The organism is Bradyrhizobium sp. SZCCHNR1051 (genome assembly GCF_032489615.1).
Lineage (GTDB): Bacteria > Pseudomonadota > Alphaproteobacteria > Rhizobiales > Xanthobacteraceae > Bradyrhizobium.
In genome coordinates this window covers 87,070-100,822 of the sequence record NZ_JAUEYJ010000003.1, presented here as the reverse complement: position 1 = coordinate 100,822, position 13,753 = coordinate 87,070, and the positions used below count along the sequence as shown (strand labels likewise).

Sequence of the window (13,753 nt, the reverse complement as noted above, 5' to 3'; positions counted from 1 at the left end):
AGCTGCCCATCCTTTGATTCCGTTTAGTTGTGCAGGCGTGACGCGATGAAATACAGGATCGGCGTTTATCTCTCCCAGGACGTAGCAGCACGCTTGGCCGTCGCCGTTGCGGTTCAACGCCCGGGCCAGTCGAGGTCAGCGCTCGTAGAAGCCGCTCTCGATCGCTATCTGGGTCCCGGCGAAGACGACGGAGAGTCCGTGCGCGATTGTATCGGCACCATGAACCGGCAGCTGGAGCAACTGGGGGCTGATGTCAGGCTCGTCACCGAGGCTGTCGCGCTGCAGGCGCGTTTTCAGTTTGCCATGACTCCACGCCTCCCGGCTGCTGCCTTGCACGAAGCCTGCCAGCGGGGAGCCGAACGCTTCGACGAATTTGCGGCGCAGGTCTCCGGCCGCGTTCATCAGGGTCGCTCTTTGATTGGGGAGACGCTGGAACGGCTCAATGCGGTGGTCCAGAGCGCGCCGGAAGACGCTTCCGAGGACACGGCGCGCTCGCAAACCAGCGCGGGATCGGCTGCCGCTGATCGCGATGTCACGCGTCCGGTAGACGATTTGCAGGCTCATGCGATGCCGCGCCAGGCGGCCACAGGTCAAATGTCCATGTGGCAGCTGACCCTCAGGGTGTTTCTGCCATTCGTTGGCGCCTACTATCTGTCGTTTCTGTTCCGGACCATCAATGCGACGATCGCAGGCTCGCTCGCCGCCGAATTCGGCCTCAGCGCCGGCCATCTCGGTCTGTTGACGTCGGTCTACTTCCTGACCTTCGCGGTAGCCCAGATCCCGATTGGCATTCTCCTGGATCGATATGGTCCACGGCTCGTTCAGAGTGCGGTGCTGTTGGCCGCGGCCGCTGGCGCGGCGCTGTTTGCGGTCTCGGATCACTTCCTGCTCCTCCTTGCCGGCCGCGCCCTGATCGGCCTCGGCGTTGCTGCCGCTATGACCTCCGGCCTGAAGGCACTGTTGCTTTGGTTTCCGGGCGAGCGGGTGCCGTTGCTCAATGGCCTTATGGTCATGATGGCAGCATCGGGAGCCGTCACCGCCACGCTGCCGGCGGACTGGCTGGTCGCCTCGATCGGCTGGCGTGGATTGTTTAATCTGCTTGCGCTCGGATCGCTTGGCTGCTCGCTGCTGATCTTTCTGATTGTGCCCAAGGTCGTGCCGGCGTCGCCATCTGCTTCAGGTGCGTCCAAGGTCGGCCTGAAGACCATTTACGCTGACCCTCGCTTCTGGCGGCTGGCGCCGCTCTCGGCCACCTGCATCGGGACGGCCTGGTCGCTACAGGGGCTTTGGGCTGCATCATGGTTCAACGATGTCGATAGCCTCAGCCGACCGGCTTTGCTGCAGAACCTTTTGATGATGGCGGTTGCCTTGAGTCTTGGCGCGCTCGTGCTTGGCGTTGTCGCCGATCGGTTGCGTCGTCGGGGCATCGGGCCTGGTCAGTTATTGTCGTCCGTTGCGATCCTGTTCATCGCCGCGCAATCGGCGCTGATCGTGCGCCTGCCGCTGCCATCGTGCATCTCCTGGGTGTTCATTGCGTCCGTCGGTGCGGCGACCGTGCTGAGCTACGCCGTCTTGGCAGAGTACTTTCCGAAGGAGATCGCTGGACGAGCGAATGCGGCGCTCAACGTGTTCCACATCGGAGGCGCGTTCGCCTTGCAATGCTTGACGGGGCTCGTGGTCCAGCTCTGGCCGGCGGTCAGCGGTCACTATCCAGCAATCGCGTACCAGGCAGCTTTCGGCGTGAATGTCGCTCTCCAGATCGCGGCTGCGATCTGGTTCACGCTTCCGTCCCGGGCAAGCGCTGAGGGCCGGGAGGAGTACCAACAATTCGTTGAGCGGGATCTGCGGCGTGCTTGACAGGATTGGGAGAGACCTTTTGCACGAGGTGTTGCCAAGGGCCGGTCTGCTGCAGTCTTCGCCTGCCGAGCGTCGATTCATACGTCGAACGAGGCTGACGTTTACCGACTGTTCGGGACCGCTTTCGCCCGGCGTTCCGGCCGTCTGACCTGCCCTCATGCCTGGCACGAGAATCCTCTGGGGGCAGATCACAGCGGTCGTCGCGATCGTGCTTGTCACGATGTGGGCCGCAACACAGTGGACGGCGTGGCGGCTAGGGTATCAACCGCAGCTTGGGCCGCCGTGGTTCGAGCTGGCGCGGGGCATGCCTGTCTATCTCCCGCCTGCGTTCCTCTGGTGGTGGTTCGCGTATGATGCCTATGCGCCCGAGGTGTTTGCCGAGGGAGGACTGATTGCGGCGTTCGGCGGTGTGGCGTCGATCGCGGTTGCGTTCGGCATGTCGGTGTGGCGGGCGCGCGAGCCCGCCGATGTCTTCACTTATGGGTCTGCGCGATGGGCGACGCTGAAGGAGATCTCTGCGGCCGGGTTGCTAGGAGCGGACGGCGTGGTGCTGGGACGGCACGCGGATCGCTATCTTCGTCATGACGGTCCGGAGCATGTGCTGTGCTTTGCGCCGACCCGCTCGGGCAAGGGCGTTGGCTTGGTGGTGCCGACCTTGCTGACGTGGTCGGGCAGTTGCATCGTTCACGATATCAAGGGCGAGAATTGGCAGCTGACGGCGGGCTTTCGCGCGCGGCATGGCCGGGTGCTGCTGTTCGATCCGACCAATGCGCGATCGGCAGCTTACAATCCGCTGCTCGAGGTGAGGCGAGGGGAGTGGGAGGTCCGCGACGTCCAGAACGTCGCCGACGTCCTGGTCGATCCCGAAGGCTCGCTGGAGCGGCGCAATCATTGGGAGAAGACGAGCCACGCGCTGCTTGTCGGGGCCATCCTCCACGTGCTCTACGCAGAGCCGGACAAGACTCTGGCGGGGGTCGCCAACTTCCTCTCCGATCCGAGGCGGCCGATCGATGTCACCCTGCGCGCGATGATGACATCAGCGCATCTGGGGGACGCCGGGCCGCATCCCGTGATCGCATCCGCTGCCCGTGAGCTTCTGAATAAGAGCGAGAACGAACGCTCAGGCGTGCTCTCGACTGCGATGTCGTTTCTCGGATTGTACCGTGATCCTGTCGTGGCGCAGGTGACGCGCCGTTGCGACTGGCGGATCCGTGATCTCGTCGCAGGCGAGCGGCCGACCACGCTCTATCTCGTGGTCCCGCCCTCCGACATCAGCCGGACCAAGCCGCTGGTGCGGCTGATCCTCAACCAGATCGGCCGCCGCCTCACTGAGGATCTGCAGGCCCGCGAGCGACGCCACCGGCTGCTTCTGATGCTCGACGAATTCCCGGCACTCGGCCGGCTCGATTTCTTCGAGTCCGCGCTCGCGTTCATGGCCGGCTACGGGCTGAAGAGCTTTCTGATCGCGCAATCGCTCAATCAGATCGAGAAGGCCTACGGGGCCAACAACGCGATCCTCGATAACTGTCATGTGCGGGTGTCGTTTGCGACCAATGACGAGCGTACCGCCAAGCGTGTGTCGGACGCGCTGGGGACCGCGACCGAGATGCGGGCGATGAAGAATTATGCGGGCCATCGACTGAGCCCCTGGCTCGGACATCTCATGGTCTCACGCCAGGAGACGGCGCGTCCTTTGCTCACGCCGGGAGAGGTGATGCAGCTGCCCGGTGATGATGAGCTGGTGCTGGTCTCCGGTGTTCCGCCGATCCGCGGCAAGAAGGCCCGGTATTTCGCAGATCCGCGGCTGGTCGATCGGGGGTTGCCACCTCCCGATCCGGTTTTGACGGACCAAGACGACGGCATGTTGGCGGACGACTGGAGCAGGCTGCCGCCGATCGCTCGGACGATCGCAGCAAGAGAGCAGGGGAGGCCGCCTGCGCTGAGTGCAGCCGGTGACGCCGCGAATGCCGGGGTCCGGAGGGAGCCGGAGCTTGCCGAGCAGGAGGAGATCGTGCCGGAGCAAGCGCGGCCTGCGCAGGAGTTCAACTTTGAAGACCGAGACGTGGATGCTGAGACGGTGCGCAACAGCGTGCTCCGTGACCAGCTTCGTGGCTTGCCGCGACAGGCGGCGCTGGACCCGGACGATGGCCTTGGTCTGTAAAGGAGGCTCATGATGCGCACCAAGCACACCTTTCGGCTGCCCCCAGACCTCGCAGGTCAGCTCGCTGATTACGCCAGCCGCAAGCGTGTGCCGCAGGCGCTCGTCGTCGAGACCGCGCTGACGTCCTATCTGTCGCCTGACAATGCCGAGCGGATGGAGGCAGCGCTAGGGCGGCGTCTCGACCGGCTGAGCCGGCAGGTGGAGCGGCTCGAGCGTCACGTGACGATCGCCAACGAGGCGCTCGCGCTGTTCGTGCGGTTCTGGCTGACCGTGACCCCGCCGCTGCCGGATACGGCTCAAACGGCCGCGCAGGCCAAAGGCCGCGAGCGCTATGAGGGTTTCGTCGAGGCTCTTGGACGGCGGTTAGCCAAAGGGCAGACACTTGCCGCCGAGATATCTCAGGATGTCGCGGCCAGAGAGACGCAATCCGACGAGTCCAGCCGCTCGTCCTGACCCCATTTCGCCATTCGTTTCTCTTTCTACGCCAGAACGCGATGTCCTTAGTGAGCGCATTGCGGAGCTCTGCCGGTTGCCGCTTCTGATCATCGCTGTGGACGACGCGCGAGGCGCCGTCGCCGGTCACGGGGGTGATCATGGCGGTTCATTCATGGCGAACGGAGGCGAGCTCGCGCGGCGCGCGAATGTTGCGCACGGCGCTGGGGCCTGCCATCGCAGACTGGCTCGATGATCCCGCCGTCATCGAGGTGATGCTCAACCCGGATGGCCGGCTCTGGGTCGATCGTCTCGCTTCGGGTCTGACTGCAACGGGTGAGACGCTCTCGCCCGCCGACGGCGAACGCATTGTGCGTCTGGTCGCGCATCATGTCGGCAGCGAGGTTCATGCCGGAGCGCCGCGTGTCTCGGCCGAGCTGCCGGAGACCGGCGAACGTTTCGAAGGTCTGCTGCCGCCGGTCGTGACCGCGCCGGTGTTTGCCATTCGCAAGCCCGCGGTCGCCGTGTTCACGCTCGCGGATTACGTCGCAGCCGCCATCATTACGGAAGAGCAGGCCAAGCAGTTGCGAACAGCGGTGGCCGCGCGCAGCAACATCCTCGTCGCAGGGGGCACCTCGACTGGCAAGACCACGCTGACGAATGCGCTGCTGGCGGAAGTTGCAGGAACGAAAGATCGCGTGGTGCTGATCGAGGATACGCGGGAGCTGCAATGCGCAGCGCCCAATCTCGTGTCGCTTCGGACCAAGGACCGTGTTGCCAGCCTGACGGACCTCGTGCGGTCCGCGTTGCGGCTACGGCCCGATCGCATCCCGATCGGCGAAGTCAGGGGCCCCGAGGCGCTGGATCTCCTCAAGGCTTGGGGGACCGGTCATCCTGGCGGGATCGGCACCATCCATGCGGGCTCCGCGATCGGCGCGCTCAGGCGCCTGGAGCAACTGATCCAGGAAGCCGTGGTCACCGTGCCGCGTGCTCTGATCGCCGAGACCATCCAGCTGATCGCCGTGCTCGCCGGCCGCGGCGCCGACCGGCGCCTGGTCGAGCTCGCCCGCGTCGATGGACTGAATGCCCGCGGCGACTATCAGCTCACCCAGCTCGCACCCGCGTCAGGAGAACAGCCATGAAGCAACGCTCTGGTTCTTCGGCTCTTTGGGCGGTGGCGTCCGCGGCTGTGACGCTCGCCAGCTTTACGACAAGCCCGGCCTGCGCCGCCGGCTCCAACATGCCATGGGAGCAGCCGCTCAATCAGATCCTGCTCTCGGTCCAGGGGCCGGTGGCAAAGATTCTGGCGGTGATCATCATCATCAGCACGGGCCTGACGCTCGCTTTCGGCGATACGTCGGGAGGATTCCGCCGGCTGATCCAGATCGTCTTCGGGCTCTCGATCGCCTTTGCGGCCTCGAGTTTCTTCCTGGCGTTCTTCTCGTTCGGTGGCGGAGCAGTGATCTGATGGAGGCTCCGCTCTATGCCGATCAGCCGTTTCCCGGCTTTGCGATCGCCGTGCGCCGCTCGTTGACCGAGCCGATCCTGCTCGGCGGTGCGCCGCGCGCCATCGCCATTCTCAACGGCACGCTCGCTGCGGCGCTTGGCTTGGGGCTGCGGCTCTGGATCGCGGGGCTTCTGTTCTGGGCGATCGGGCACGGCGTGGCGGTGTGGGCCGCCAAACGCGATCCGGACTTCGTCGAGGTCGTGCGCCGGCACCTGCGCATTCCCGGTCATCTCAATGTGTGAGGAGCAAGCCATGATGAACTTGCGCGAATATCGCAACAGCAATGCGCGCCTGTCCGATTATCTGCCGTGGGCCGCTCTGGTCGATCATGGCATCGTCCTCAATAAGGATGGCTCGCTACAGCGGAGCGCCCGATTTCGGGGGCCGGATCTGGACTCGGCGGTGCCGGCCGAGCTCGTGGCGGTCGCGGGTCGGCTCAACAATGCGCTCCGCAGGTTGGGCTCTGGCTGGGCGCTATTCGTCGAGGCCTTCAGGTATCCGTCTCAGCTCTATCCCGCGAGCCAATTCCCTGATCCCGCCTCCGCGCTGGTGGAGGCCGAGCGCCGGGCGCAGTTCCAGGCGCAAGGCGCGCATTTCGAGTCGAACTATTTCCTGACCTTCGTATATCTGCCGCCGTCCGAAGATGCCTCGCGCGCCGAGCGCTGGCTGTATGAGGGACGCGCGCAAGGCGAGGGGAGTGATGCCCACGAGATCCTGCGTGGTTTCGCCGACCGCACGGATCGCATCCTGCAACTGCTCGATGGCTTCATGCCAGAGTGCCGGTGGCTCGACGACGAGGAGACGCTGACCTATCTGCATGCGACCATCTCGACCAAGCTGCAGCGCGTCCGCGTCCCCGAAATCCCGGTCCATCTCGATGCGCTGTTGGCCGATCAACCTCTGACCGGAGGCCTCGAGCCACGGCTGGGCGACGCTCACCTGCGGGTACTGACGATCGTCGGCTTCCCGACCGCCACGACGCCCGGCATTCTCGACGAGCTCAACGCGCTGGCGTTTCCCTATCGCTGGTCGACCCGGGCGATCATGATCGACAAGAGCGACGCGACCAGGCTGCTGACCAGGATCCGGCGGCAGTGGTTCGCCAAGCGCAAGTCGATTGCCGCTCTCCTCAAGGAGGTCGTGACCAACGAGGCCGCTGCCCTGGTCGACACCGATGCCCACAACAAGGCGCTCGACGCAGATGCGGCACTTCAGGATCTCGGCTCGGATCTGATCGGGGAGGCCTTGGTCACCGCGACCATCACGGTCTGGGATGAGGATCCGCGCATTGCTGATGAACGATTGCGGCTCGCCGAGAAGGTGATCCAGGGCCGCGACTTCACCTGCATGCTCGAGACGGTCAATGCGGTCGAGGCCTGGCTGGGGTCGTTGCCCGGGCACGTCTACGCCAATGTGCGCCAGCCGCCGGTCTCGACCCTGAACATGGCCCATATGATCCCGCTGTCGGCGGTCTGGGCCGGCCCGCAGCGCGATCAGCATCTCGGTGCGCCGCCGCTGTTCGTGGCGCGCACCGAGGGCTCGACGCCGTTCAGGTTCTCGCTGCATGTCGGAGACGTCGGGCATACGCTCGTGGTCGGCCCGACCGGTGCTGGCAAGTCGGTGCTGCTGGCGTTGATGGCGATGCAGTTCCGCCGTTATCCTGGCTCCCAGGTGTTCGCCTTCGATTTCGGGGGCTCGATCCGCGCGGCCGCGCTCGCCATGGGCGGTGACTGGCATGATCTCGGTGGTGCCTTGTCGGACGAGGCATCGGAAGCCGTCGCGCTGCAGCCGCTTGCCGCCATTGACGATGTGACAGAGCGCGGCTGGGCAGCCGACTGGATCGCGGCGATGCTCTCGCGCGAGCAGATCAGCATCACGCCCGAGGTGAGGGATCATCTGTGGTCGGCGCTGACCTCGCTGGCGTCGGCGCCCGTGTCTGAGCGGACACTGACGGGCCTGTCGATCCTGCTGCAGTCCAATGCGCTGAAGCGGGCGCTACAACCCTCTTGCCTCGGTGGCGGCCCTTATGGCCGGCTGCTCGATGCCGACGCAGAGCGGCTCGGTGGTGCGTCCGTGCAGGCGTTCGAGACCGAAGGTCTGATCGGCACGGCGGCAGCGCCTGCCGTGCTCTCCTATCTTTTCCACCGCATCGAAGGCCAGCTCGACGGCCGCCCGACGCTCCTGATCGTCGACGAAGGCTGGCTCGCGCTCGACGACGACGGCTTTGCCGGCCAGCTCCGGGAATGGCTGAAGACGCTGCGCAAGAAGAACGCGTCCGTCGTGTTCGCCACGCAGTCGCTGTCCGATATCGATGGATCAAAGATCGCACCCGCCATCATCGAGAGCTGCCCGACCCGGTTGTTGCTGCCGAACGAGCGCGCGCTCGAGCCGCAGATCACTGCTGTCTATCGACGGTTCGGGCTGAACGACCGCCAGATCGAGATCCTGGTCCGCGCCACGCCGAAGCGGGACTATTACTGTCAGTCGCGGCGCGGCAACCGGCTGTTCGAGCTCGGTCTCGGTGAGGTCGCGCTGGCGCTGATCGCGGCGTCTTCCAAGACTGACCAGGCCGACATGACGCGTGTGCTCGCCGAGCACGGACAGGATGGTTTCCTTGCCGGCTGGCTCACCCATCGCGGCGTGTCCTGGGCGATCGACCTCATTCCCCATCTGAATGGCCGGGAGGTCCGCGTATGACGGATCTTCGTCGTCTCTCCCGCGGCGCTGCGGCGGCGATCGTCATCTGGGCGGCGTCGACCTCCATGTCGTCGGCGCAACTGGTCGTGTTCGATGCGAACAATTATGCCCAGAACGTCCTGACCGCCGCGCGCGAGCTGCAGCAGATCAACAATCAAATCATCTCGCTGCAGAATCAGGCGCAGATGCTAATCAACCAGGCGAAGAACCTTGCGAGCCTGCCGTATTCGTCGCTGGCGCAGCTGCAGCAGTCGATCCAGCGCACTCAGCAGCTGCTCAAGGAGGCCCAGCGCCTCGCCTATGATGTGCAGCAGATCGACAAGGCGTTCGCGACCACCTATGCGCCGGCGAGCAGCAGCCAATCGAGCGAGGCGCTGATAAGCAATGCGCAGGCGCGCTGGCAGACTTCAGTGGCGGCGCTGCAGGATGCCTTGAGGGTGCAGGCCGGCGTCGTTGGCAATCTCGACACGGTCAAGACCCAGTCGTCGGCGCTGGTCGCGGCCAGCCAAGGCGCGAGCGGGGCTCTGCAGGTCACCCAGGCCGGCAACCAGATCCTTGCGCTGCAGGCTCAGCAATTGGCCGATCTCACCGCGAGCGTGGCCGCGCAGGGCCGGGCCGCGATGTTGGACGCCGCGCAGCGCGCCGCCGCTCAGGATCAGGGGCGCGAGCAGCTCAAGCGCTTCCTGACGCCGGGTCAAGGCTACCAGCCCTCCAACGTACAGATGTTCCATTGATGCAGAGAAATCATATCAAATGGCCAAGGCTGATCGCTGTGGCAGTTGCCACGCTCGCTATTCTTTCCGCCTGCACGATCCCGCTGCGGAGTGGGCAGGATGCGGAGACGCGGCAGCCGGCTCCAAAGTCCAATGCGCTGGAGATGAGTCTCACGCGCTGCCGCGCCGTTCGACCAGAGCAGGCTGAAGCGTTCGCCGATTGCCGCGGGATGTGGTCGGAGGGCCGCCGCCGCTTCTTCGGTCGTGTCTTGCCGGCCACACCGAGCAGTGGCTCGCCTTCGCCGGCGCCCGGATCTGTGGAGCGGACACGATGACCGGGACAGGAATCATCGATCAGTTTCTGGAGACGTTCACCCGCACCATCGACTCCGGCTTCGGTCTCGTCAGCGGCGATGTCGGCACGCTGGCGACGACGCTTGCTGCGATCGATCTCACCCTCGCTGCCTTATTCTGGGTCTGGGGCCGCGACGACGATGTCATCGCACGCCTTGTGAAGAAAACCTTGTTCGTCGGCGTTTTCGCCTATTTGATCGGCAACTGGAACAGCCTCGCCCGGATCGTCTTCGAGAGCTTTGCCGGACTCGGTCTGAAGGCGTCGGGCTCCGCGCTGTCGGTCGCCGACTTCCTGCGTCCGGGTAAGATCGCGCAGGTCGGCCTCGATGCCGGACGACCGATGCTGCAGGCCACCGCCAATCTCATGGGCTATGTGAGCTTCTTCGAGAACTTCGTCCAGATCGCGGTTTTGCTGTTTGCCTGGATCGTGGTGCTGCTCGCCTTCTTCATCCTGGCAATCCAGCTCTTCGTCACCCTGATCGAGTTCAAGCTGACGACGCTTGCCGGCTTTGTCCTCATTCCGTTCGGACTGTTCGGCAAGACGGCCTTTGCCGCGGAGCGCGTGCTCGGCAATGTCATGTCCTCCGGCATCAAGGTCCTGGTGCTCGCCGTGATCGTTGGCATCGGCTCGACCCAGTTCTCGCAGCTGATCTCGCCCGGCAACGGTGATCCGCCGACCATCGAAAGCGCAATGACGCTCGTGCTCGGCGCACTGGCGTTGCTCGGCCTCGGCATTTTCGGTCCTGGCATCGCAAACGGACTCGTCTCCGGCGGACCGCAGCTCGGCGCCGCATCGGCAGCAGGCGCGGGGCTCGCTGCCGGCGGTCTCGCTGTTGCCGGCGCCGGGCTCATCGCTGGCAGTGCCGGTCTTGCCAGTGCGGCGGCGACCGGTAGCGGTCGAGGCGCGTCAGCGCTGGGCGGCGGAGTTGTCCGAGCGCTGCGTGGTGGCGGAGAGCCATCCCCGTCGGAGGCTTCCGCCGCCAGTCCATTGCGACAGGCCGCTGCGGCCAACGCGGGCGGCCCTTCGTCCGCAGCTTCGGCGGATCGCGGGGGTTCCGCATCGGGCTCGCCGCGATGGGCCGAGCAGCTGAAGGCAGGGCGGACCATCGGTCAGGGCACCTCGGCGGCGACGCAGGCCGTGCGCGGCGCCGGACAAGGCGGGCAGGGCAGCTCCGTCGATCTCTCGGAGGACAAACCATGACGATGTTCAAACGTCCCGCTGTCCATTATGGCCGCACGCCGCAACCGATCACGCCGTATCAGAAGGCGGCGCAGGTTTGGGATGAGCGCATCGGCTCGGCGCGTGTGCAAGCCAGGAATTGGCGGCTGATGGCGTTCGGGTGCCTGATGCTGGCGAGTGGCTTGGCCGCGGGCCTCGTTTGGCAATCGGCACGGGGCAGTGTGACTCCCTGGGTGGTGGAGGTCGGTCATCTCGGCGACGTCCAGCGGGTGGCCCCCGCGATTGCCGAGTATCAACCGACCGATCCGCAGATCGCCTTTCATCTCGCGCGCTTCGTCGAGGACGTGAGAAGCCTCCCCGCCGATCCCATCGTCCTGCGCCAGAGCTGGCTGCGCGCCTATGACTTCACGAGCGATCGCGGGGCGGCAGCTCTCAATGACTACGCCCGGACGAACGATCCCTTCGCGAGGCTCGGCAAAGCCCAGATCTCGGTGGAGGTCTCCAGCGTCATCCGGGCCTCGTCCGAGAGTTTTCGCGTGGCATGGATCGAGCGGCACTATGACAATGGCGCGCTGAGTGCGACCGAACGCTGGACCGCCATTCTCACCATCGTGCTCGCGATGCCTGACGATGCCGACCGGCTGCGCAAGAACCCTCTCGGCGTCTATGTCCACGCCATCAGCTGGTCGAAGGAGCTGTCGCAATGAACGGCTGCATCCTCACCGCGACGGCGCTTTCGCTCTTGCTAAGCGGCTGCGTCACGTCGAAGCCGCCGGAGATCCGCTATGACGCCGAGGTGCCACCGTTGTCGGCGGCGCCTGTCACCGTTGATGACAGGCCGCGGGCACTCCATGTGCCGCCGCCATGGAAGGTGACGTTTGGTGGCAAGGCTGGCGCGAAGGAGGAGGGCGATCCTGTCGATCGGATCGAAGCGGCCAACGGTGCGGCCCGCGTCGAGCCGCGCAAGCGGGGCTATTACAACGCGGCGCAGATCTATGCTTATAGTCCAGGAGCGATCTATCAGGTCTACGCAGCACCGGGGCAAATTACCGATATCGCGCTCGAGCCAGGTGAACAGCTCACGGGATCAGGCCCGGTCGCGGCCGGCGACACCGTGCGGTGGGTGGTCGGCGACACCGAGAGCGGGGCGGGCGATACGCGTCGCGTGCACATTCTGGTCAAGCCGACACGCGCTGGCATCGAGACCAATCTCGTCGTCAACACCGACCGCCGCACCTATCTGATCGAGCTCCGCGCTCGCGAGAAGCCTTATATGCCGGCCGTGGCCTGGTACTATCCAGAGTTGCATGCGGTGCAGGCGGCGCTTGTGGCTCTGAAACCCGTCCTGCCAGATCCCGCGCAGCGCCGCTTCCGCTATCGCATGGAAGGCGATGATCCGCCGTGGCGACCGGTCGCCGTCTATGACGACGGGCGAAAGGTGTATGTCGAGTTTTCTCTGGGCATCGCTCAAGGCGAGATGCCGCCGTTGTTCTTGACCGGTGCCGAGGGCAAGCCGGAAATCGTCAACTATCGAGCTTATGGCAACGTCTTGATCGTGGACCGGCTGTTCGCGGCAGCCGAGCTGCGCCTGGGCGGCGACCCGCAGCAGACCGTGCGGATCGTTCGCACCGACGGACAGGTTCGGCCATGAGTGCGGAGGACAAAGGCACGAGCGCACGGCCGAACGATCCGGAGCCGGCTGCCGATCCTGCGGCGCCCTTCCGCCTCGGCGGTGAGCCGCCACGGATCACTCGGTTGTCGCGCAAGATTCTGGCCAGCGGCAGCGCCGTGGCGCTCGCGCTGATCGCAGGCGCAGTTCTGTGGGCGCTGCAAAGCCCTGGCGCGCGTAAGCCGGCGGCCCAACCCGAGCTCGCCAGTTCGGGGCATCGCGAGGTCGCGGACGGCGTCTCCAGCCTGCCGCGTGACTACACGCAGGTTGCCAAAGACGTCCCGGTGCTCGGGCCGCCCTTGCCCGGCGATCTCGGACGGCCAATCCTTGCCTCCCAAGGGCAAACACCTGGTTCAAGTCAAGACCAGGATCAGCAGCGCCGCGAACAGGAGCAGGAGGCCGCGCGCGTCAGCCGGTTGTTTGCGACGGCCACGACGACGGCAACGCAGCCCTCGCCAAATGTGGCTCTGGGCGCCGGGCTTGGAGGGATGCCGCCGGCCACGGACGATGCCTTCGCGCAGAACGGCCGGGACCGCAAGCTCGCCTTCGTGAATGGGCCGGTGGATCGCCGCACCACGAGCCCTGATCGCATCACGCGGCCGGCGTCTCCTTACGTCGTGCAGGCGGGCACGGTCATTCCGGGCGCCTTGATCACGGGAATCCGCTCAGATCTGCCAGGACAAGTTACGGCCCAAGTGACAGAGAATGTGTTCGATACGCCGACAGGGCGGTTGCTGCTCATTCCTCAAGGAGCCCGGCTGATCGGAGCCTATGACAGCCAGGTGGCGATCGGCCAGTCGCGGGTGCTTCTGGTCTGGACGCGGCTGATCCTGCCGAATGGCCGTTCGATCGTCCTGGAGCGGCAGCAGGGCGCGGATTCCGGTGGCTATTCGGGTCTTGACGACGAGGTCGACAATCATTGGAAGCAGCTGATCGGGTCCGCCCTGCTGTCGACGTTACTCTCCGTTGGCAGCGAGGTGAACGCGGGAGGCAATGGCAATGCCAACAATGCCGCAATCATTCAGGCGCTGCGGCAAGGCTTCGGCAACGCGACGAGCCAGACAGGGCAGCAGCTCGTGCGGCAGCAGATGAACATCCAGCCGACCTTGACGATCCGGCCGGGATTTCCGGTGCGGGTGATGGTCAACCATGATCTTGTGCTCGAGCCGTATCGAGGGTGAGC

Annotated in this window: 13 protein-coding genes; all 13 read left to right on the top strand. The window is 65.3% G+C overall.

From position 1 onward, the window contains the following. The first annotated feature begins 45 nt into the window (after positions 1 to 45). The 13 genes from QW868_RS04160 to QW868_RS04105 all read left to right on the top strand — a co-directional run bounded on the left by QW868_RS04160 (position 46) and on the right by QW868_RS04105 (position 13,751). Positions 46 to 1,857: an MFS transporter gene (locus tag QW868_RS04160; protein WP_316229978.1), complete on the top strand. Its 1,812-nt coding sequence runs from the start codon at positions 46 to 48 to the stop codon at positions 1,855 to 1,857. A gap of 157 nt (positions 1,858 to 2,014) precedes the next feature. After that, positions 2,015 to 4,018, top strand: a complete 2,004-nt coding sequence (locus tag QW868_RS04155; protein WP_315750731.1) for a conjugal transfer protein TraG — start codon at positions 2,015 to 2,017, stop codon at positions 4,016 to 4,018. Between the two features lie 12 nt (positions 4,019 to 4,030). Further along, complete coding sequence (locus QW868_RS04150) at positions 4,031 to 4,471, top strand: CopG family transcriptional regulator (protein ID WP_315750733.1); 441 nt, start codon at positions 4,031 to 4,033, stop codon at positions 4,469 to 4,471. A 140-nt stretch (positions 4,472 to 4,611) separates the two neighbouring features. After that, positions 4,612 to 5,592 (top strand): P-type conjugative transfer ATPase TrbB, encoded by a 981-nt coding sequence (trbB, locus tag QW868_RS04145; protein WP_315750735.1) that lies wholly within the window; start codon positions 4,612 to 4,614, stop codon positions 5,590 to 5,592. Next, a complete protein-coding gene (locus QW868_RS04140; protein WP_315750737.1) occupies positions 5,589 to 5,918 on the top strand; it encodes a TrbC/VirB2 family protein in 330 nt (109 codons plus the stop codon). Before trbB ends, QW868_RS04140 begins: the two co-directional genes overlap by 4 nt. Beyond that, positions 5,918 to 6,199: a VirB3 family type IV secretion system protein gene (locus tag QW868_RS04135; protein ID WP_315750739.1), complete on the top strand. Its 282-nt coding sequence runs from the start codon at positions 5,918 to 5,920 to the stop codon at positions 6,197 to 6,199. The genes QW868_RS04140 and QW868_RS04135 overlap by 1 nt, the downstream gene beginning before the upstream one ends. A 10-nt stretch (positions 6,200 to 6,209) precedes the next feature. Then, positions 6,210 to 8,654, top strand: coding sequence for a conjugal transfer protein TrbE (gene trbE, locus QW868_RS04130; protein WP_315750741.1), 2,445 nt, complete (start codon positions 6,210 to 6,212; stop codon positions 8,652 to 8,654). Beyond that, positions 8,651 to 9,388 carry a P-type conjugative transfer protein TrbJ gene (gene trbJ, locus QW868_RS04125; RefSeq protein WP_315764440.1) on the top strand — a complete coding sequence of 246 codons (738 nt, stop codon included), beginning with the start codon at positions 8,651 to 8,653 and terminating at the stop codon, positions 9,386 to 9,388. The genes trbE and trbJ overlap by 4 nt, the downstream gene beginning before the upstream one ends. After that, entirely contained in the window at positions 9,388 to 9,702 is a 315-nt protein-coding gene (gene trbK-alt / locus QW868_RS33520; protein WP_409977820.1) for a putative entry exclusion protein TrbK-alt, read from the top strand. Before trbJ ends, trbK-alt begins: the two co-directional genes overlap by 1 nt. Continuing rightward, a complete protein-coding gene (gene trbL, locus QW868_RS04120) occupies positions 9,699 to 10,922 on the top strand; it encodes a P-type conjugative transfer protein TrbL (protein WP_315750745.1) in 1,224 nt (407 codons plus the stop codon). The genes trbK-alt and trbL overlap by 4 nt, the downstream gene beginning before the upstream one ends. Positions 10,923 to 10,924: 2 nt before the next feature. After that, entirely contained in the window at positions 10,925 to 11,608 is a 684-nt protein-coding gene (gene trbF, locus QW868_RS04115; protein WP_315750878.1) for a conjugal transfer protein TrbF, read from the top strand. Then, positions 11,605 to 12,552: a P-type conjugative transfer protein TrbG gene (trbG, locus tag QW868_RS04110; protein ID WP_315764437.1), complete on the top strand. Its 948-nt coding sequence runs from the start codon at positions 11,605 to 11,607 to the stop codon at positions 12,550 to 12,552. The genes trbF and trbG overlap by 4 nt, the downstream gene beginning before the upstream one ends. Beyond that, the gene (locus QW868_RS04105; protein ID WP_315764434.1) at positions 12,549 to 13,751 is read left to right on the top strand and encodes a TrbI/VirB10 family protein; all 1,203 of its coding nucleotides are present in this window, start codon (positions 12,549 to 12,551) and stop codon (positions 13,749 to 13,751) included. The genes trbG and QW868_RS04105 overlap by 4 nt, the downstream gene beginning before the upstream one ends. The last annotated feature ends 2 nt before the right edge of the window (positions 13,752 to 13,753 follow it).

Excerpts from the sequence above, each read along its gene's own strand:
- QW868_RS04160 (WP_316229978.1), top strand. The coding sequence starts at position 46 with ATGAAATACAGGATCGGCGTTTATCTCTCCCAGGACGTAGCAGCACGC.
- QW868_RS04155 (WP_315750731.1), top strand. The coding sequence starts at position 2,015 with ATGCCTGGCACGAGAATCCTCTGGGGGCAGATCACAGCGGTCGTCGCG.
- QW868_RS04150 (WP_315750733.1), top strand. The coding sequence starts at position 4,031 with ATGCGCACCAAGCACACCTTTCGGCTGCCCCCAGACCTCGCAGGTCAG.
- trbB (WP_315750735.1), top strand. The coding sequence starts at position 4,612 with ATGGCGGTTCATTCATGGCGAACGGAGGCGAGCTCGCGCGGCGCGCGA.
- QW868_RS04140 (WP_315750737.1), top strand. The coding sequence starts at position 5,589 with ATGAAGCAACGCTCTGGTTCTTCGGCTCTTTGGGCGGTGGCGTCCGCG.
- QW868_RS04135 (WP_315750739.1), top strand. The coding sequence starts at position 5,918 with ATGGAGGCTCCGCTCTATGCCGATCAGCCGTTTCCCGGCTTTGCGATC.
- trbE (WP_315750741.1), top strand. The coding sequence starts at position 6,210 with ATGATGAACTTGCGCGAATATCGCAACAGCAATGCGCGCCTGTCCGAT.
- trbJ (WP_315764440.1), top strand. The coding sequence starts at position 8,651 with ATGACGGATCTTCGTCGTCTCTCCCGCGGCGCTGCGGCGGCGATCGTC.
- trbK-alt (WP_409977820.1), top strand. The coding sequence starts at position 9,388 with ATGCAGAGAAATCATATCAAATGGCCAAGGCTGATCGCTGTGGCAGTT.
- trbL (WP_315750745.1), top strand. The coding sequence starts at position 9,699 with ATGACCGGGACAGGAATCATCGATCAGTTTCTGGAGACGTTCACCCGC.
- trbF (WP_315750878.1), top strand. The coding sequence starts at position 10,925 with ATGTTCAAACGTCCCGCTGTCCATTATGGCCGCACGCCGCAACCGATC.
- trbG (WP_315764437.1), top strand. The coding sequence starts at position 11,605 with ATGAACGGCTGCATCCTCACCGCGACGGCGCTTTCGCTCTTGCTAAGC.
- QW868_RS04105 (WP_315764434.1), top strand. The coding sequence starts at position 12,549 with ATGAGTGCGGAGGACAAAGGCACGAGCGCACGGCCGAACGATCCGGAG.